The organism is Treponema sp. TIM-1, assembly GCF_046533115.1.
Taxonomy (GTDB): Bacteria; Spirochaetota; Spirochaetia; order Treponematales; family Breznakiellaceae; genus JAIRMO01.
This window is the reverse complement of record NZ_JAJQRC010000003.1, coordinates 122,147-139,980: the sequence shown is the minus strand read 5'-3', so window position 1 is coordinate 139,980 and position 17,834 is coordinate 122,147. Positions and strand designations below refer to the sequence as shown.

The 17,834-nt window shown below is 55.7% G+C and carries 17 protein-coding genes and 1 pseudogene; 2 read left to right on the top strand and 16 right to left on the bottom strand.

Translation table 11 applies throughout. The annotated features are described in order from the left end of the window. Window positions 1-5: 5 nt before the first annotated feature. From cmk to LQZ21_RS03130, 9 genes are read right to left on the bottom strand one after another with little or no spacing between them, the layout of a single operon-like run. The gene (gene cmk, locus LQZ21_RS03170; RefSeq protein WP_411042715.1) at window positions 6-527 is read right to left on the bottom strand and encodes a (d)CMP kinase; all 522 of its coding nucleotides are present in this window, start codon (window positions 525-527) and stop codon (window positions 6-8) included. Beyond that, window positions 524-1,390 carry a YicC/YloC family endoribonuclease gene (locus tag LQZ21_RS03165; protein WP_411042714.1) on the bottom strand — a complete coding sequence of 289 codons (867 nt, stop codon included), beginning with the start codon at window positions 1,388-1,390 and terminating at the stop codon, window positions 524-526. The genes cmk and LQZ21_RS03165 overlap by 4 nt, the downstream gene beginning before the upstream one ends. Continuing rightward, complete coding sequence (gene murC / locus LQZ21_RS03160; RefSeq protein ID WP_411042727.1) at window positions 1,387-2,820, bottom strand: UDP-N-acetylmuramate--L-alanine ligase; 1,434 nt, start codon at window positions 2,818-2,820, stop codon at window positions 1,387-1,389. Before murC ends, LQZ21_RS03165 begins: the two co-directional genes overlap by 4 nt. Before the next feature lie 38 nt (window positions 2,821-2,858). Continuing rightward, entirely contained in the window at window positions 2,859-3,698 is an 840-nt protein-coding gene (locus tag LQZ21_RS03155) for a pseudouridine synthase family protein (RefSeq protein WP_411042713.1), read from the bottom strand. Then, window positions 3,699-4,613 (bottom strand): RluA family pseudouridine synthase, encoded by a 915-nt coding sequence (locus LQZ21_RS03150; RefSeq protein ID WP_411042712.1) that lies wholly within the window; start codon window positions 4,611-4,613, stop codon window positions 3,699-3,701. Beyond that, window positions 4,614-5,180 (bottom strand): hypothetical protein, encoded by a 567-nt coding sequence (locus LQZ21_RS03145; protein WP_411042711.1) that lies wholly within the window; start codon window positions 5,178-5,180, stop codon window positions 4,614-4,616. Continuing rightward, window positions 5,177-5,875, bottom strand: a complete 699-nt coding sequence (locus LQZ21_RS03140) for a YggS family pyridoxal phosphate-dependent enzyme (protein WP_411042710.1) — start codon at window positions 5,873-5,875, stop codon at window positions 5,177-5,179. The genes LQZ21_RS03145 and LQZ21_RS03140 overlap by 4 nt, the downstream gene beginning before the upstream one ends. After that, a complete protein-coding gene (rsmA, locus tag LQZ21_RS03135) occupies window positions 5,872-6,768 on the bottom strand; it encodes a 16S rRNA (adenine(1518)-N(6)/adenine(1519)-N(6))-dimethyltransferase RsmA (RefSeq protein WP_411042709.1) in 897 nt (298 codons plus the stop codon). Before rsmA ends, LQZ21_RS03140 begins: the two co-directional genes overlap by 4 nt. After that, the gene (locus tag LQZ21_RS03130) at window positions 6,752-8,281 is read right to left on the bottom strand and encodes a ComEC/Rec2 family competence protein (RefSeq protein WP_411042708.1); all 1,530 of its coding nucleotides are present in this window, start codon (window positions 8,279-8,281) and stop codon (window positions 6,752-6,754) included. Before LQZ21_RS03130 ends, rsmA begins: the two co-directional genes overlap by 17 nt. 262 nt (window positions 8,282-8,543) lie before the next feature. Between LQZ21_RS03130 and LQZ21_RS03125 the strand changes: the two genes are divergently transcribed. Then, on the top strand, window positions 8,544-9,176 hold the full coding sequence (locus LQZ21_RS03125) for a CPBP family intramembrane glutamic endopeptidase (RefSeq protein WP_411042707.1): 633 nt from the start codon (window positions 8,544-8,546) through the stop codon (window positions 9,174-9,176). On the opposite strand, the gene LQZ21_RS03120 is transcribed toward LQZ21_RS03125, so the two are convergent. From LQZ21_RS03120 to flgF, 4 genes are read right to left on the bottom strand one after another with little or no spacing between them, the layout of a single operon-like run. After that, entirely contained in the window at window positions 9,165-10,913 is a 1,749-nt protein-coding gene (locus tag LQZ21_RS03120) for an alpha-amylase family glycosyl hydrolase (RefSeq protein ID WP_411042706.1), read from the bottom strand. The two genes, LQZ21_RS03125 and LQZ21_RS03120, sit on opposite strands and share 12 nt — an antisense overlap. 14 nt (window positions 10,914-10,927) lie before the next feature. Next, on the bottom strand, window positions 10,928-11,386 hold the full coding sequence (locus tag LQZ21_RS03115) for a rod-binding protein (protein ID WP_411042705.1): 459 nt from the start codon (window positions 11,384-11,386) through the stop codon (window positions 10,928-10,930). A 16-nt stretch (window positions 11,387-11,402) separates the two neighbouring features. Further along, window positions 11,403-12,212 carry a flagellar basal-body rod protein FlgG gene (gene flgG, locus LQZ21_RS03110; RefSeq protein ID WP_411042704.1) on the bottom strand — a complete coding sequence of 270 codons (810 nt, stop codon included), beginning with the start codon at window positions 12,210-12,212 and terminating at the stop codon, window positions 11,403-11,405. A 35-nt stretch (window positions 12,213-12,247) separates the two neighbouring features. Further along, window positions 12,248-13,099 carry a flagellar basal-body rod protein FlgF gene (gene flgF, locus LQZ21_RS03105; RefSeq protein WP_411042703.1) on the bottom strand — a complete coding sequence of 284 codons (852 nt, stop codon included), beginning with the start codon at window positions 13,097-13,099 and terminating at the stop codon, window positions 12,248-12,250. A gap of 130 nt (window positions 13,100-13,229) precedes the next feature. Here flgF and LQZ21_RS03100 point away from each other — a divergent pair, with 130 nt between their 5' ends. Then, window positions 13,230-14,126, top strand: a complete 897-nt coding sequence (locus LQZ21_RS03100; RefSeq protein ID WP_411042702.1) for a DMT family transporter — start codon at window positions 13,230-13,232, stop codon at window positions 14,124-14,126. 20 nt (window positions 14,127-14,146) lie between these two features. Here the strand turns inward: LQZ21_RS03100 and glpK are convergent. From glpK to LQZ21_RS03085, 3 genes and pseudogenes are all read right to left on the bottom strand, one after another. Continuing rightward, window positions 14,147-15,630: pseudogene (glpK, locus tag LQZ21_RS03095) on the bottom strand (glycerol kinase GlpK). 77 nt (window positions 15,631-15,707) lie between these two features. Continuing rightward, window positions 15,708-16,814: an Ldh family oxidoreductase gene (locus LQZ21_RS03090; RefSeq protein WP_411042701.1), complete on the bottom strand. Its 1,107-nt coding sequence runs from the start codon at window positions 16,812-16,814 to the stop codon at window positions 15,708-15,710. 200 nt (window positions 16,815-17,014) lie between these two features. Then, on the bottom strand, window positions 17,015-17,635 hold the full coding sequence (locus LQZ21_RS03085) for a glycerol-3-phosphate responsive antiterminator (protein ID WP_411042700.1): 621 nt from the start codon (window positions 17,633-17,635) through the stop codon (window positions 17,015-17,017). Window positions 17,636-17,834: the final 199 nt, after the last annotated feature.

Here is a 17,834-nt window from a genome sequence, read left to right as displayed (position 1 = left end):
TCCTTTTACCGGGCCCGATCTATAATCAACGCGGCAATCTCAGAAGGGTTCAGTTCATCCGTATTAATAATAAGATCCGCAAAGGAATAATCATCGTTGTCGATATTATAGATCCGCAAATACCTTTCCCGGTCCTGCCTGTCCCTTTCTTCGGTAAAGGCGGCCACCGCTTCAAGGCTCCCCCCCTCCCGAAGCATGATACGCCGGGCCCTGGTTATTGCCCGGGCGGTAAGGTATACCTTAAGGTCCGCTTCGGCCAGCATCCAGATGGCCAGCCGGGACCCCAGGACGCAGCCCCCGTCTTCCCGGGCCAATTTGACCTGACGGCTGTCCACCTCTTTATCCCAGGCGTCGTCCTTGGCAGCCAGGGACAACACTTCCCGCAGGTTCAAACCCCGTTCCTCCGCCAGGGACCGGAAGGTAAAGTTAATAAAACGAAGGTTCAACGACTCGGCTACCAGTCTGCTTACGGTGGTATTTCCGCATCCGCTTTTTCCCGAGATCGCGATACGAATATTGTCTTTCATTCCACATTCCTTAACTGTTCCCGGATATTTTCCAGGGCATCCTTCATATCCACCACCGCCCGGCTTACCGCCAGATCCGGAGTTTTGGAACCTATGGTGTTTATCTCCCGGTTCATCTCCTGACAGAGAAAATCCAGTTTTTTTCCCGGGCTGGGGTTTCGTTCCGCTTCCAGCCGGAATTCCGAAATATGGGAGCCAAGCCGGGAAATTTCTTCGGATATGGTATACTTCATAAGGAGCACCGCCGTCTCCGTCAGAATACGGTTTTCATCAATCTGGTCACCCAAAAGTTCGATAAACCGGTTCCGGAGGTTCTCCCGAATGGAGACTTCCATAAGCGGGGCATGGGAAGTGGCAATCTGTACCGATGATTCCAGCAAGGCAAGGTGGGAAAAAACATCCTCCAGGGTATGTGCCCCCTCCCGGATCCTTTCCTCATCAAAACGGTCCGCCGCAATTTTAAGGCAGGGTTCAATATACCGCCAATTCCGTTCGTCGTCCCGGTTTTTTTCCACCTCCAACACCCCCTCCATGCCAAGAATGGCGGCGAGGGAGGGTTTTTCCTGGGTTTCCAGAATTTGGGATAAAACCGAAATCGCCTTACCATAGGCCCGGGCCGCCTCCTGGTTCACGGCTACGGAGATATCGGAATTGTAGTCTTTAAAACGGACGGCAATCTCCACCTTTCCCCGTCTGCACCGGCCCGCCATATATTCCCGGACCTTTGGTTCTAGGGATGAAAGGTAGGGGGGCAGGTATATGAATAATTCCAAAAAACGGCTGTTGTAGCCCTTTATTTCTACCGAGAGGGAGACCCGTTCATCCTGCCTTTCCTCGTAGGCATACCCGGTCATACTCTTCATTGAGCCCTTCCCGCATAATAACCGACCAGGGTTTTACCGAGCTTCCAATTATCCCCCGCCCCCAGGGTGAGAAAAAGATCTCCGGGTTTAAGCATGTTTTTTAGCGTTTCCACCGCATCCTCCGGTTCATCCACATAATATACCCCATCCCGCAGGGCCTGGGTTTTTTCAAATAAAGTACGTCCCGTAACGCCCCCCCGGTAGGACTCCCGGGCAGAGGCGTATATCTTATGGAGGATCACCACATCCGCCTTTTCCAGGGAAGCGGCGAATTCATCCAAAAGGGAAGCGGTCCTGGTATAGGTATGGGACATAAAACTAACGATGAGCCGGCGATGGGGGTAAAATTCCTTAAGTCCTTCCAGGGTGGCCCTCAAGGCCGTGGGGTGGTGGCCATAGTCATCCATAAAGAGAATCCCGCCGTATTCCCCCACAATTTCCGAACGCCGGCGGCTTCCCCTAAAATCTTCCAGGGCGGAACAAAGCTTTTCCCGCTTTTCCCCGGTCCAGCCCCCCTCGTTTTTTACCAGCGCATCGGTTAAGGCCAGGGCCGCCGCGGCATCCAGGGCGATGTGCCTGCCCGGAAGGCGGAGCAGAAGCTCCCCGGGAAAACCCCGGATCTTCACCCGGAGCCGTTCCCCGGAAACCTGAAAGGAGCAAATGCCAAAATCCCCGGCGGCGCTAAATCCGTAGGGAACAAGCCCTATCCCCCTCCCCTCTCCGGCTATATGCTCCGCTACTTCCCGCGCCCCCGGATCATCGGTACAGTAAATAAGTTCCCCCCCGGGGGGAAGCAGCCGGACGTATTCGATAAAGGCATCCCGGATAGACTGGTAGGTGGGATAAAAATCCTGATGATCCTCCTCCACACTGGTCAGCACCACCCGCCGGGGGTGGAAAGCGAGAAAATGTTTCCGGTACTCGCAGGTCTCCGCCACAAAATATTTATTTCCCAAATTCAGGGTTGAGCGTCCCCCAAAGGAGCTTACCCCGCTGCCCGCCAGGACCTGGGCGGGCAGCCCCACCCCCCGGATCATGGTCCCCGCCAGGGCGGCGGTGGTGGTCTTACCGTGAACCCCCGCTATCCCCGAGGAGTCGAAAGCCGCGGAATAGGCCCCCAGGGCATCGGTATATTTGAGCAGGGGAATACCCCGGTTCCGGGCCTCCGCCATTTCGGGGTTGGTATCAAAGGAATAGGCCGCAGAATACACCACCAGGTCTACTCCGGGGGGTATATGTTCCGGCGCAAAGGACTCGTAATAGGGAATGCCCAGCTCCCGGAGTATCCCGTCGGTGTAAAAAACCTCATCCCGGTCAGAGCCGGAAATGATACCCCCCGAATTTGCCAGCAATTCCGCCAGGGCGCACATCCCCGTACCCTTGATACCGATAAAATAGACCCGTGTCCCGGGGACAAACCCCTTCCCCATATCCATACCCCCATGGTACCCCAGGAATCTTCTCTTTTTCAACCTGTTCCGGATCTATTCCGGCTTTTGTCCAGCGCCATGATCCGGTAATTTCGGGGGCTGTTTGATTCGGGATCGTAAAAATCCAGCCCCTGGGCCCGCAAGGCCATGGTACCACCCTTGTACAAGCCGCCGCCATAGGTTTTATCGTTGAGGATGGCATAGCCAAGCCAGGCGAGGTGGCAACGGATCTGATGCCGAAAGCCCCGGTGGATCTCCAGACGAAAGTATACCTGGTCTTCCCAAGGGATCACCTCCAGGACCTCCGTTTTATAGGGTTTCCCCTGATCCAGGGCGATCCCCCTTCGGAGCTTCCCCCCCCCGGGGACCACCGGCCGCACCTCCCGCCGGCCCGGACCAAAGGGCCGAAAGGCGCTTTGTAGGGTAAAGGGTGCGGGGCCGGGAATGGCCCCCCCCGCCGGGGGTGTTTGGGCATGAGTCCCCCGCCAAATAAGCGCCGGGGGGAAGCCCGGCAGTTCCTCCCGGCTCCCCCGGGAAAGGGCGCCGTATTCCTTGGTGAATAAGCCCTCCCGCTGCTGCCGGGCAATGGCGTCCATGGCCCCCTGGGTTTTGGCAAAGAGGACCAGCCCTTCGGTCTCATAATCCAGGCGGTGAAGGAGCCCCCCCTCGTTGGCCTTTCTGCCCCGGACCTCAAGCACGGCGGGACAACGGCCGGCATACCAAAACAGCAGGATTTGGGCCGAAGGATCCCCCTCCCCTTTCAGGGGGGCTGAATGCCATAGGGGCGGCTTATACACCACCGCATAGGCGGCGGTTTCTTCCAACACCACAGGCTCAGGAGGGGAAAGAATCGAGGGATCAAAAACACCGGCGGACAATTATCCTTTCCCCTTGAGTTTTTTTAGGACTTCAAAAAAACGGGGCGGCAGGGGGGTTTTGAAGATTCGATACCCTTCTTTTCCGGGAAGGTACAGGGCCAGACTTTTGGCGTGGAGCATGAGTCCCGCCTGGGGGAATAACCCATCCTTCCCCCCATAAAGGGGGTCCCCCAGAATAGGGTGTCCTAAATAAGACATGTGGACCCGAAGCTGGTGGGTCCGTCCGGTTTTAGGCCGCAGGAGGACCAGGGAATAATTAAACCAGGAACGGATCACCCGATAGCGGGTAAGGGCCGGCTTTCCCCCGGCCTCGGACACGGTAAAACGCTTCCGGTCCCGGCGGTCCCGGGCGATACGGGTCTCCAAGGTACCGGTATTTTCCGTAAACACCCCCCGGACTATGGCCCTGTAGGATTTTTTCACCCGCCGGGATTTAAACTGATCCGCTAAAAAGGCAAGGGCCTCATCGTCATAGGCGGCGATCATAACTCCGGAAGTATCCTTATCCAGGCGGTGAACGATCCCCGGCCGGAACCCTTCCCCGGAGCCGCCCCGGCTCAACCGCCTATACAAGAGCCCGTTGGCCAGGGTCCCGGAGGCATTTCCCGCTCCGGGGTGAACCACCATCCCCGGGGCTTTATTAAGGACCACCACCCGGTCATCTTCATACAGTATATCCAGGGGTATGTCTTCGGGGATCAGATCCGACGAGGGCGGATCCGACCATAAAAGCTCCAAATCATCCCCGGGTTTTACAAGATGGGAAAGTTTGCCCTCCTTCCCGTTGATCCGTATTTCCAGGATCCGCGCTTTAATTTGGGAACGGTTCAACAACTTAAGCCGCTCCGCCGCGTAACGGTCAAGCCTGAGTCCGCCGGAAACTTCCCCCCCTACCCTGCCGGAATAATGGGGCAATCAGGGTTCCCCGTTTTCGGGAAGGACCTCAACTCCGGTTTCGGTATCCGTTTCAGGCCAGGGACGCCGTATGATTATGGGACTTCCATCGGGCAAATTGCGTCTTTCCTCTTCGGCCTTATTTCTTTTGTACCGGACAATAAAATGGTCCACCAGGGAAATGAGGACAGAACCGGCCGCCGCCGCGCCGATGGTTATGAACCGCTGCTTGGCATTCATCTCTACCCCTCCGTCGGACCGCCGTATCGGCCAGGGAGCATAGCGGGTATCCCAGCTATTATTGGCGAAGCGAACGGTGTCCGTGGTAAAGGTTGCCAAAAGAAGGGTAAAGGGAAATGAACCGAAGGCGACTATCTCGGCCCGGCGGAGGTCCTTTGCCCATTGGGGGAAGGTACTGGTATCAAATTCCACGGAGGGCATCACCGTCGTGGTGCTGGAAGAAGTCTGGGCATATACGGTGAGGTTCAGAGAAAAAACTACAAAAAATAACGCCCAGCCCAAACCCCGGTTGGTTTTTGGACCGGCCTGGAAATATCTCAAGAGAAAAAATACTCCCCTTTTGCTCATGGCCTTCGTTCTCCAAACAGCGCGGTTCCTATCCGTAAAAGCGTCGCCCCTTCTTCCAGGGCGATCTCAAAATCATTGGACATACCCATGGATAGGCACGACCAATCACAACCGGGAAAACGGATCCGTAATTGGTCCCGGGCCGATACCAAAGAACGAAAAGAACCGCGAATAAGCTCCTTATCCTCCGTAAAAGGGGCCATGGTCATAAGCCCCCCAATGGTAAGATTTGGAAATGATAATACCCGTTCCGTTGCCCTAAACAGGTGTTCCACATCGGGGTAACCGGCTTTGGAAGCCTCCCCGGTATGTAACTCCAATAAGACCATTAAAGGCTGTTCTCTTTTAAGAGTCAAGGTCCCCAGCTCGGTAATGAGTTCATCCCGGTCCACCGATTGGATACAGTCAAACAGGGCAAGGGCGGCCTTGGCCTTATTCCGCTGAAGGGAACCTATCATGTGGAGTTCCGTCCGGGGATGATCCTGTTTAAAGCCGGGAAACTTTCTTCCCGCCTCCTGAACCCGGTTCTCCCCAAAAAGCCGGATCCCCCCCTGCCAGGCTTCTTCCAGGGCATCCCGTTCATGGAATTTGGATACCGCCATCAAGCGGACTTCCCCGGGATCCCGGCCTACCCGTATGCAAACTTCGTGGATCCTTTCATACAGGCGCCGCAGCGCTTCGGCGATAGCCATCATATCCTCCCGGATATATCTTCCAAGGTCCGTGCCAGGGTGATAAAATCTTCGTACCCTAGGGCCTCGGCCCGTTTGTTGGGATCAATACCGCTGGCCGCAAACACGGTCATACAGAACTCCTGAACCCTTTCTTTAGTACCCAGGGCGTCTTTGTTTATTATACCGGATAATACAAAATTTTGCAGGTTATTTCTAAGGGTCTTTCGCCGGGAAGAAAAAAGACTTCGGACCAGGGCGTTGAAAAAAACCGGGCGCCTGCCGGGGACCCTATCGGTCCTCAGGTCCAGACGAACCCCCTGGGATTCCACCTTGGGGATGGGATAAAAGGAAGCGCCCTTGAGGATCATAAGGGGGGTTATGGTATACACCGAAGCGCAGAGTACGGAAAAGGAGGAATAATCCTTTGAGAGTGGGGAGGCGAGCATACGGTTCGCCGTTTCCCGCTGCAGGGTAACCACCATCCGTTTAAAAAAACAACGGCCTTCAATAAAATCAGCCAAAAGAACCGCCCCTATATTATAAGGAAGATTCCCCAACAAAAAGGGGGCAGGGTCCTTTACCGTTTTCCAGGTTTTAAGCACGTCCCCCTCTACCAGCGTGAAATTGGTATGGTCCTTAAAGAGGTCTTTTAAAATAAGGCTAAAGCCCCGGTCAATTTCAAAGGCCGTTACCGCGGCCCCCCGTTCCAGGAGCCCCCCGGTCATTGCCCCCAGGCCGGGACCAATCTCCCACACCGCATCCCCCTGCTTAATTTCCAGGGCATCCAGGAGTTTTTCCCGCGCGCCGGGGTTAATAAGAAAATTTTGGCCGAATTTTTTTCGCATCCCCAGCCCCTGTTCATCGAGAAAAGCGGAAAGGTTCCGGGCCGAATCATAATTAATCAAGGGGGACAATTTTTTCCCTCAGGAGGGCAAAATGGTTTTGCATATAGAGCAGACCCAAGACCAAAACGAGACTTGCGCCTGCCAAAATAGCCGGGGATACCCCTTCTATCCCCGGGATCCGGGAGGCCAGGAAGGCGGTACCCCCCAAGAGATCGTATAGCGCGGAGAGGACCGGATCCAAAAGGCCCGTAAGGGGGGGCAGAAAAAAACTTACCCCCAAATAGACGATGGCCAGGATCATAAAAAGGGTAGACAGGGGAACAATGCCCAGGCCCGCCCCGATGCCCCCGGGCCGTATGACCCCAAAGGCGGCGGCGCTTACCGCGGCAGTGGCGATAAACGCCCCCAGAGAAGCCGATACGGGCCCGGCGAGGATCTCGGGGAGTTTACCCCGGATAAGATCGTGGACAGCCTCGCCGGCTATAAGGATACCCCCCAGGGCAAGATAGGACAGCATAAAGGAGAGGGTGTCCCCCGATGAGGGATCCAGGACGATTTGAATCAGGAAAGCCAGCCCTAAAAGGGGGACCGGCTGCCGGGGAAAGGCCCCTAAAACCGCGGCGCTTCCCAGGAGGTACATAATAGCCGCCCGCACCAGAGAGGGCTGGGGACCCACCAGGTACACGTAGAGCAGGATGAAAAAGGACCCCGCCAAAGCCGCGGCCCGTATGCCCAGGGGTTTTTTCAGTAAGAAGGCTATCAAGGCGGATACGATGGCCAAATGCATCCCCGAAAGGGCCAATACATGGGAACATCCCGCGGCTTTAAAAAGCTCCGAGACCGTCGAATCCAGATGGTCCTTCACTCCAAGGATAAGCGCCGAAGCCAAACCGCCCCAGGGGGAAGGGCCAAATTTTTCCAGAACCTCCATGCGGATCCCGGTGCGAAACTGTTCCACCGGCGGCGCGGTTCCCAACAAAAAAACCGCTCCCACCCGGAACAGGGGAGCCCCGGTTTGAAACCCCATTCCTCCGCCGCCTGGGGAGGCTATGAAGGAACCTTCCACATATACCGGCGCCGCCCTGCCGAATTCCTTTAACCGGGGGATGGCCCCGGCGGGGAAAAACACCAGAACCCTGCCCCGGGCGGAAGTCCGAATGCCGCCGATCCCGGACGCGCCGGATACCTTAAGATACCCCATGCCCCGGCCGTCGTTAAAGGCCCGGGGATCATCCAGCAGGGTTCCGGTAATTCCCCGTACCCTTTCCCGGGGAAGCCCCAGCTTCAGTTCCGAAGCGGTGTTTATGATCCTTACCGTAAAACCAAGGGAAAGCCCCACCGACAGAGCGGTAACATAACGGCAGATTTTCCTGAAACGATAGCCCGTTTCACGGTCCCCCAAGAGCCATGGGGGACTCTCCCCCAGGACGCGAAACAGGCCAATCAGGGCGCATAAAATCAGGACCCCTCCCAGGATCCAGGGAACCCCTACCGGGAAGTATACCCCGGCTAAGCCGTAATAAGCCCCCAGGGCGCCCAAAACAGCGTATATCACCGGAGAACGGATAAAAGCAGCTGCCATTCCCTTACCGTCCTCAATTTAGTCATACCCCTAAAAAAACCACACCGGCCCCCGGAGTCTCCATGGTAATGCTTCATTTTTTCCTCCTCCGTACTATAAGGGCATTCTCCTCCACACCGCTTCAATAGTTCCCGGTTTTCATGATCGGAAACTTCCGTTTGGGAATCCTCCCCCCTTGAGGCTGTTTCAAAAGTCGGTTAGTTTTGAAGCAACCCTATGTTACTATACCCCGGGACAGCAGGCCTGTCAAAAGGAGTTTACCATGGCCCTCTTGGAGCCGCTTATACTATTTGGTGTCCTTTTTCTTCCCGGGATAGGTTTTGTATCCCCGGGCCCCCTGGTTTTTTCGGTAAACCGGGAATTAAGCCGTATGGTGGTCCATAATATACCGTCCCTGGCCCTCATCTGGTATATAGTGGGGCTGACCGGGAAGCACCCCATCCCCAAACCCGGGAGCCGGGATCTGAAAACCGCCCTTATCGCCTTTTTTGGGCTCCTGGCTGTCGGATTCTGCGCTTCCCTGGCGCTCCTCCCCTTTGCGGACCTCCTGGTACGTTTATCCATAGAGCCCCCCAAAACTTTCTTACAATGGGCGGTGATGATCCCCTCGGTCCTTAGTTCCGCTTATATGGAGGAAAGTTATTTCCGGTTTTATCTTCTCACCCGGCTTGAGGACATGGAACTGACGCCGGGGAAGGGGGTGTTTTTTTCGGTTTTTTTGTTTTCCCTCTGCCATATCTATGAGGGGATCCCGGGGGTATTAAACGCGGCTTTGGCGGGGACTTTTTTATCCCTGCTTTTTTTAAAGTACCGTTCCGTCCATGGTTTAGCCTGGGCCCACGGAGCCTACAACGCGGCGGTGTATATCACCATAGGGGTCTTTTCATTGGGTTGATACCTCCCGCCGCTCCCCGCCGCCGCCCAGGGCTATCCACCGGGTCTCCCAGGGTTCCAGGGTAAGGGGTCCCAGGGACCGTATGGCCGGGTCCTGGGGGGTAAAGCGGGCCGGAAGCGGCCCCAGGTTCTGCATACAGAGGACCCACCGGCCCCCGGGACCGGGTCCCCGGAGAACTGCAAAAACCGGCCCCGCTGCTTCGGGTATACGGTGGGGAACTTCCGGGCTTAGGGTTTGCTCGGAACCCCGGAATTCCAGCAGCCGGGAAAGGCCCCGGTACACATGGTACCTAAGCGAGGCGGGATCCTCCAGTTCCTTTTCCACCCGGTCCAGGGGAGGTTTCTCCCGGTTAATGGCCCGGTTAGAACCGAGCAGGGCCGGTCCCTCTTGCCAGGCCAGGGAACCTATCCAGCTGTGGAAGTATATGGCCGGCAGTCCCGGCAGGGCTAAAAGCACTCCCTGGGTGGCAAGGAAGGCCCGTGCCCTGAGTTTTACGGCCTCCCCCTTCGGGAGATCCCTCCCCAGGGTTTCCGGGGCCACCACCTCCACATAGGAACAGTTCAACTCATAGGGGATGGGGCCTTCGGCGCCGCTCTTGTAGGAAACCAGGGCCCCCCGTTTCTTCGCCTCTTCGATGGTGGCGGCAAAGGCGGCCTTATCCACCAGGCCCTGGGCCGGCGTAAGGCCTACCCCGTCGTGGCTGGCGAGAAAGTTGAGGAACACCCCGCCTTCCCGGGGAACGGCCAGGTTTCCGGCCCAGGCCCTCAGCGGGCCCGCGTCGGCGGATAGGGCGGCGTGGAGCACCAGCGGGGGCAGGGCGAAGTTGTATACCAGGTGGGCCTCGTCGCCCTGACCAAAGTAGGAGATGTTCTGTTCATGGGGCACGTTGGTTTCGGTGAGGATCCGGAGATCCAGACCCAAAAGATCGATCACCGCTCGGAGAAGCCGTACCACGGCATGGGTTTTGGGGTGATGGATGCAGGAGGTCCCCGGCTCTTTCCATAAGTAGGCGATGGCATCCAGCCGGACTATCCGGGCTCCCCGGCGGTAATATTCCATAAATATCCGGATAAATTCAAGTAAAACTTCGGGATTTGAAAAGTCATAATCCACCTGATCCGCGCTGAAGGTGGTCCAGACATGGACCGGGGAACCGTCTTTTTTGGTAAAGGGGGTAAGGAGGGGATGGGTCCGGGGACGGACCACGGCGGAATAGTCAAAGTCCGCCGGTTTGGTAATATACCACCCCCCATATTCCTTTTCCCCGGTCAAAAAACACTGAAACCACCGGCTTTGCACACTGCCGTGGTTAAGGACAAAATCAAAAACCGGCTTAAAATGCCGGCCCAGTTCCTGTATATCCTCCCAGAGGCCGAACCGGGGATCCACTTCCCGGTAATCGATCACCGAAAAGCCGTCGTCCGATGAATAGGGATGAAAGGGAAGCAGATGAAGATAGGTAAAGGCCCCCCGGTTCCACCGGGCGAGGAACCGTCCCAGCCGGACCAGACCCCGTTCCCCGGTTCCGCCTTCTTCCGGGGGGGAAAGCATATCCCCGTAGGTGATGAGCAGTACATCCGAGGCGGTAAACGGGGCACGAGGAGAAGCTACTTCCCGTTTACCGGGACTTTCCTTCCCGATCCCCTGTTGGAGGATCTCCAAAACTTTTGGATAAACCTTTTCTCCCACCGAAGGGCCGTAGATAAAAACCAATAGCTCCTGGATCTTTTCTTTCATAAAAATACAAACCCTTAGGGACGGTTGACCATAAGTTTCCCTCGCTGGCCCGTTAATTCCAGGTAGGCCAATTCCGCCAAGCCGAATCCCGCGTTTTTGGTAAAATCCTTGGCGTATTCATCGTAAAGCATATCCTCGTACATCTCTCCCGCAAAACCGCCGTCAAGGAATTCCGATTTTTGTATGGTTTTCCGCATCCCCGTAAGGATGGTCTTAACCAAAAAAGTTTCCAGCGCCTCGCATTGTTCGTAGAGTTTATCGGTCTTGTCCACCATGGTTTTTTTGTTTCCGGGGGAAGAGAGCTCGGAGGAAGCCCCGGGAGAGGCGGCCTTTTCCAGGGCTTTTTCCAGAATTCCGGAAAAAGCCGGGCCTTCCGCCTGATCCGCGGAAAAACTGTCTCGGATCTGCCCCGCAGCGGCGGGCATATGCCGGGTATTATCCAGATAAAAAGAACCGATCGATTCGATACCCATCTATTATTCCTCCCCCTTACCTTTTAAGGCTGGTGGCGGTTCCCAGCATATTATCGCTGGTCTGGATAGTCCGGGAATTAAATTCATAGGCCCGCTGGGCCACAATAAGGTCTACCATCTCCCGGACCACCGATACATTGGACATTTCAAGAAATTTATGGTATATCTTCCCCATTCCGTCGTATCCGGGCCGCCCGGGGATGGGATCCCCCGAGGCTTCGGTGATTTTAAACAGATTCTCCCCGACCGCCGTGAGCCCCACCGGATTGGGGAAACGGTAGAGTTCAACCTGTCCCACCTCGACTTCCACGGGATCCGCGTTGTCATCATACCCCGGAACCTTTACCGATACTCGGCCGTCCTGGGTAACATTGATGGTCTGGGGAAGGAACCGTTCGGGCATGATGATGTCCGGCAGCAGCCAGTACCCGTTGGAGGTAACCATCCGGCCGTCGGAATCTACCTCAAAGGCGCCGTTCCGGGTATAGGCCCAGCTTCCATCGTACATCTGGACACGAAAAAAGCCGTCTCCCACAATGGCCATATCAGTAACGTTTTCCGTACTCTGGGGCGCCCCCTGGCTAAACATCCGCTGGGTGGCGGCAAGTTTGACCCCGTGACCCATCTGGATCCCCACGGGCACCACCGTTTCCTCCGTGGCGGGGGTCCCCGCGGTTTTGACGGTCTGATAGAGCAGATCCTCAAAATCCGCCCGCATCTTCTTATACCCCGCGGTATTTACGTTGGCCAGGTTATTGGAAATGGTGTCAATATTGGCCTGCTGGCCTATCATGCCGGACGCGCCGGTCCATAAACTTCTTACCATAAATGCTCCTCAGCTTAAATCCATCTATGCCGTTTTTACCCGACCCGGGCAACCTGATTGATCAACGTCCCCAGCATGGAATCGCTGGTTTGCACGGCCTTTTGATTGGCCTCATAGGCCCGGTTTACCTCTATCATCCGGACCATCTCTACCACCGGGTCCACGTTGGAGGCTTCCACAAAACCCTGGACCACCCGGGGACGGTTTCCCGGTTCTATGACCCGGGCATCCCCGGAGGTCTCGGTGGAACGGTAGAGGCTGGAGCCCTGTTTTTCCAGGTACCGGTCCAGGTCAAATTCCACCAGTTGCAGGGTATCCAGCAGGACCGCCTCTCCCCAGGTATTATCCTCCCGGGAGATCATCAGGGAGGGATCATCGGCGTACTCCGCATTGATCCACACCCGCCCGTCCTTATCCACCTGAAAATTATTGGCCTTTACCCTGATGGGGCCCTGTTCCCCCAGGACGGGGTAGCCTTCTTTGGTTTCCAGGAACCCTTCTTTTCCCAGTTGAAAAGAACCGTTCCGGGTGTACCGTTCCCCCCAGGGGGTGGCGATGGTAAAAAAGCCTTTCCCGTCCATGGCCAGATCAAAATCGCTTTGGGTTTCCTTCATGGCCCCCTGCTGAAAATCGGTGAACAGCTCGTTCACCTCCACCCCGGTTCCCAGTTTACCCATAATAGGCGCGGCATCCCCGGAACCAAAGGGATGGCGGTATACCCCGTCGTCGTTCATCCGCCGCAGGAGGAGTTCCGGAAAGGCCTTAAATGAGGTCACATCCCGCTTATAGCCGTCCACATCCACATTTGCCAGATTATTCGCCACCGCGTCCAGCCGCCATTGCTGGGCCCGCATGCCGCTGGCGCCGGTATACCATCCTCTAACCACCTGCAACCTCCGTTCCGAACCTCGGTTTGCGCCTCGGCCCTAGGCTAAATATCGGCAAAAAATACCGGTCCCTTAAAAAAATTCCCCGGGTCATTGCATAGCCCCCTCATTCCCGGTACCATGGTCTGGTATGAAACAAAACAGCTTGTCTCCGGTCAATTACCGGCCCTCTTCCCAGGCGGGACAGGGGGCGGTTTTGTTATGCGCGTTGTTTTGGAGTACCAGCGGTTTGTTTATCAAACTGATAGACTGGCATCCCATAATTATCGCGGGATTACGGAGTTTTGTGGCCGCCCTTTTTATGCTGGCAATCCGATTTCTCTTTCCCCGGAGGGGAAAAGGGAAAAACAAACCCTTCCCCCTGGTGGCCGGCGGCCTGGCCTATGCCCTCACCATGATATGTTTTGTGATTGCCAATAAGCTCACCGCTTCGGCCAACGCGATCCTATTGGAGTACAGTGCCCCGGTTTGGGCGGCCCTTTTGGGGTGGTTTTTGATAAAGGAAAAACCCCGTTGGGAACATTGGCTTGCCCTGGCTTTGGTTATGGGAGGACTTTATCTATTTTTTAAAGACGGCCTGGCAGGCGGCTCCCTTCTGGGGGACGGCATCGCCGTTCTGGCGGGGATCTTTTTCGGGGCCAATTCGGTCTTTATGCGGATGCAAAAAGAGGGCAACCCCTCGGATACCATGCTGGTCGCCCATATCATCACCTCCCTGTTCTGTCTGCCCTTCCTGGTAATCTTTCCTCCGGTTTTTACGGCGCAAAGCATCAGCTCCATCCTTTTTATGGGGATCATCCAAATCGGCTGCGCCTCCCTGCTTTTTGCCTATGGGATAAAACGGGTCCCCGCGGTACAGGCCATGCTCACCGCCATGGCCGAACCCATCCTTAACCCCGTATGGGTACTCCTCGTGACCGGGGAAAAACCCTCCCTTTCCGCCCTCATGGGGGGAGGCGTCATTGTGGCGGCGGTACTTATCTCGACCCTGGTCGGCAAAAACCGGGAACGGCGGGAAGCGGGTTAAACCTATCCCCGGACCTTCCTTTAGTCCGCCCAGGCGCGGCTCCGTCCCACGGCCTTATGCCAGCCCGCGAGCAGGGCCTCCCGCTCCCCGGTTTCCATCCGGGGGATGAATTCGGTATCCCGTTTCCACCGGGCGCGGATCTCGTCCAGGTCTTTCCAGATCCCCACGGCAAGCCCCGCGAGGTAGGCCGCCCCCAGGGCGGTGGTTTCCCGGATCATCGGCCGCTGGATCACCGCCCCGGAGATATCCGCCTGGAACTGCATAAGAAAGGCGTCCCGGCTGGCGCCGCCGTCAACCTTCAGTTCGCTTAGTTTGGTCCCCGTATCCTTTTCCATGGCTTTAAGCAAATCAAGGCTCTGGTAGGCGATGGACTCCTCCGCCGCCCGGATAATGTGGTACCGTTTGGTTCCCCGGGTAATGCCGATAATACAACCCCGGGCATACATATCCCAGTAGGGGGCCCCCAGGCCGGTAAAGGCCGGAACCAGGTATACCCCCCCGCGTTCGGTACCTTACCGGCGTAATATTCGCTGTCGCTGCTTTCGGTGATGAACCGCATCTCGTCCCGCAGCCACTGGATCACCGCGCCTCCCACAAATACGCTGCCCTCCAGGGCATAGTCGACCTTATCGGTGGGACTGGCGGCGATAGTGGTGAGCAGGCCGTTTTTGCTTTCACAGGGCTCCCTGCCGGTATGCATCAACAGGAAACACCCCGTACCATAGGTGTTTTTGGCCTCCCCTTTTTTAAAACAGCACTGCCCAAAAAGGGCCGCCTGCTGATCCCCCGCGGCCGCGGCAATGGGGATCTCCACCCCCTGAATATTCGCCGTACCGTAGACACAACTGGAGGGCCGGACTTCCGGCAGACAGGCCCGGGGGATGTCGAGTCTTTTTAAAAGGGTATCGTCCCAATCCAGTTTATGAATATCGTAGATCATGGTGCGGCTGGCGTTGGTATAGTCGGTTACGTGGATCCCCCCGTTGGTCAGTTTCCAGATAAGCCAGGTGTCCACGGTACCAAAGAGGATCTCCCCTTTCCGGGCTCGTTCCCGCGCCTCCGGAACATGATCCAAAATCCATGTTATTTTGGTCCCGGAAAAATAGGCGTCCGGCACCAGCCCGGTGGTCTTCCGGATGTGATCCCCCAAGCCTTCCTGTACCAGGGCATCCACGATATCCGAGGTACGCCGGCACTGCCATACGATGGCGTTGTAGATGGGCCGGCCGGTCTGTTTATCCCAGAGTACGGTGGTTTCCCGCTGATTGGTAATGCCGATGGCGGCGATATCCCCGATGGACACCCCGTGTTGGGTAATCAGCTCCATCATCACCGCGTATTGGGAAGAATAGATCTCCATGGGGTCATGTTCAACCCAACCCTCCCGGGGGTAAATCTGGGCAAATTCTTTTTGGGCAAGGCCGATCATATGCTGTTCCCGGTCAAAGAGGATCGCCCGGGAACTGGTGGTTCCCTGATCCAAGGCCAACACATATTTTCCCATATCACCACTCCTTTAGCCGCTGCGGCTGTTTTCATACCTCCGGCGGTTTCAAAACTTTAGTTTTGCAAACCGGCCCATTAAAAGTTAAATTCGTAAGAATCCATGTGGTATTCTTCTTTTAAAGCCTTGATGGTTTTTTTGAGGCTTTCGTTCAGGGGAACCCCCGTATCCTTCCGGGAAAGCCAGGCCAGATATTCCTTTTCACCGGCGGTATAGATCCGGTCTTGACCGGGCATTTTTTCCGATGCCCGGAGTTCCCGCAGAATATCCCCGGTGGTTTTTTTGAATTGTTCCGGCTCCACAAAGGCCGCGATATCAATGGCGATAAAAAAATGGCCCAGGTGATAGGGAACTTTTTTACCCGAAGGATCAAAGCCGTTCAGGGCCTTCAGGAACTGTCCCTGTTGGAGGGCGGCGGAGAGGATCTCCACCACGGTGGCATAGCCGTACCCCTTATAACCGGCGGTTTCGTCCCCCAGGCCGCCCAGGGGCGCCAAGGCGGAGGTCCCCGCGGTCAGCCCCTCCAGGGCTTTGGCGGGATTGGTTTCGCTGCTGCCGTCCCGGTTGACCACCCAGCCCTGGGGCATGGTTTTGTTGATCCGGTTATAGTGTTCAATTTTCCCCCGCTGGGAGACTGAGGTGGCGCAGTCCAGCACAAAGGGAAAGTCCTCGTCCGTGGGCATTCCCACGGTCAGGGGATTGGTACCCAGCATATTTTCGATTCCAAAGGTGGGCGCGATGGAGGGCCTGGCATTGGTTCCCGTGATACCTATCATCCCCGCCTGGGTGGCCATGGTAGCGTAATAACCGGCAATGCCGTAATGGGTAGAGTTGCGTACCGCCACCATGCCCATGCCGTATTTTTTTGCCTTGTCGATGGCCATCTGCATGGAGCGTTTCCCGATCACCTGGCCCATACCGTCATGACCGTCGACTACCGCCGTGGTAGGTCCCTCCCGGACCACCTCGAAATGGGTACGGGGGTTCTGGATGCCGTCCTTGATCCTATCTATATAAATAGGCTTGAACCGCCCCACCCCGTGGGAATCAATACCCCGCTTATCCGACTCGATCAATATTTCAGCACAGACCGCCGCATCCTCAGGGGGTACTCCGACTTTTATGAACACGTCTTTCATAAAAGCTTCCATTTTATCAAAACTTTCGTACGTAAGCTGAACCATGGTTCCTCCTAAAAAAAATACAGCAAAATAACCTCCCGGCTATTTTGCTGTACTCTTAATCTCTTCAGCAAATAGAATTTTCCAAACTACTTTAAAAAACACCTAATATAAGTATACTACGGATATCCTTTCCTTGCAAGGGATAACCGTAAAATTTTAAGCAATTCACCGGCCCGCACTGATTATCCCCGGCACCGGTTTCAAAAACCCTTGAGTTTTAAAGCCGATACAAGTTCCATATTGGAGGAAGACACCGATACCGCCCCCGCCTCCAGGACCTGCCGTACATCCTCCGGGTCCGAAACAAGCCCCCCGGCAATCACGGGTTTATTGATTATTTTGACGATCCGGCGGATTACCTTGGGTATAACCCCGGGTAAAATCTCAACCGCGTCTGCATAATCCAGGGGAAACTGTTTTTCGATGTTGAGGAGGGACAGGGAATCCAGCACAAAAAACCGCTGTACCGCTAAAAGCCCCCGGGATTTGGCGCGTTTAAGCAGATTCGTTTTGGTGGATAGGATCCCGTCCGCCCGGGTATTTTCCGCGATAAAATCAACGACAATATCCCGGGAGGTCAATCCGTCAATAAGGTCGATATGTACCAGGGCGATTTTTCCCGCGTCCTTGATTTTCGCGACAATGCCGGGGATACTCAGGATATCGCCGAAAAGCACAAACATGAGCCTGCCACCTCCCAGGATGCTTTTCTCAAGCCCATCCATAGACTTTACCGCCAGGATTACCGGGGTACGGTGAAGAACCTCATAAAAAAATTCCGGGGAGGCGATGTCTTTTTTCTTTATCAATATATTCTGCATCTAAAATACCGGATATATCATTATGCCGGAAATCCTGGTCTGTCAACAGCGGCGGGGCATAATAAGCCAGGTTACGCTGGAAGCATAGGATTAACCCCGAACCACACGAAAAACACGCTCCTTTTGTTCAAAACGTTTTCTTATTCGTGAGGTTCGGGGTTAAATTTCATCTCTCCTTAAGAGCCCTGCGTAACATGAG

What these genes read in the sequence shown, in the direction of transcription:
- LQZ21_RS03085 (WP_411042700.1), bottom strand. Translation starts at nt 17,635, where the DNA reads ATGCAGAATATATTGATAAAGAAAAAAGACATCGCCTCCCCGGAATTT.
- murC (WP_411042727.1), bottom strand. Translation starts at nt 2,820, where the DNA reads ATGGGGAAGGGGTTTGTCCCCGGGACACGGGTCTATTTTATCGGTATC.
- flgG (WP_411042704.1), bottom strand. Translation starts at nt 12,212, where the DNA reads ATGGTAAGAAGTTTATGGACCGGCGCGTCCGGCATGATAGGCCAGCAG.
- LQZ21_RS03125 (WP_411042707.1), top strand. Translation starts at nt 8,544, where the DNA reads ATGGCCCTCTTGGAGCCGCTTATACTATTTGGTGTCCTTTTTCTTCCC.
- LQZ21_RS03165 (WP_411042714.1), bottom strand. Translation starts at nt 1,390, where the DNA reads ATGAAGAGTATGACCGGGTATGCCTACGAGGAAAGGCAGGATGAACGG.
- cmk (WP_411042715.1), bottom strand. Translation starts at nt 527, where the DNA reads ATGAAAGACAATATTCGTATCGCGATCTCGGGAAAAAGCGGATGCGGA.
- LQZ21_RS03145 (WP_411042711.1), bottom strand. Translation starts at nt 5,180, where the DNA reads ATGAGCAAAAGGGGAGTATTTTTTCTCTTGAGATATTTCCAGGCCGGT.
- LQZ21_RS03115 (WP_411042705.1), bottom strand. Translation starts at nt 11,386, where the DNA reads ATGGGTATCGAATCGATCGGTTCTTTTTATCTGGATAATACCCGGCAT.
- LQZ21_RS03130 (WP_411042708.1), bottom strand. Translation starts at nt 8,281, where the DNA reads ATGGCAGCTGCTTTTATCCGTTCTCCGGTGATATACGCTGTTTTGGGC.
- LQZ21_RS03120 (WP_411042706.1), bottom strand. Translation starts at nt 10,913, where the DNA reads ATGAAAGAAAAGATCCAGGAGCTATTGGTTTTTATCTACGGCCCTTCG.
- LQZ21_RS03090 (WP_411042701.1), bottom strand. Translation starts at nt 16,814, where the DNA reads ATGGTTCAGCTTACGTACGAAAGTTTTGATAAAATGGAAGCTTTTATG.
- LQZ21_RS03140 (WP_411042710.1), bottom strand. Translation starts at nt 5,875, where the DNA reads ATGATGGCTATCGCCGAAGCGCTGCGGCGCCTGTATGAAAGGATCCAC.
- LQZ21_RS03100 (WP_411042702.1), top strand. Translation starts at nt 13,230, where the DNA reads ATGAAACAAAACAGCTTGTCTCCGGTCAATTACCGGCCCTCTTCCCAG.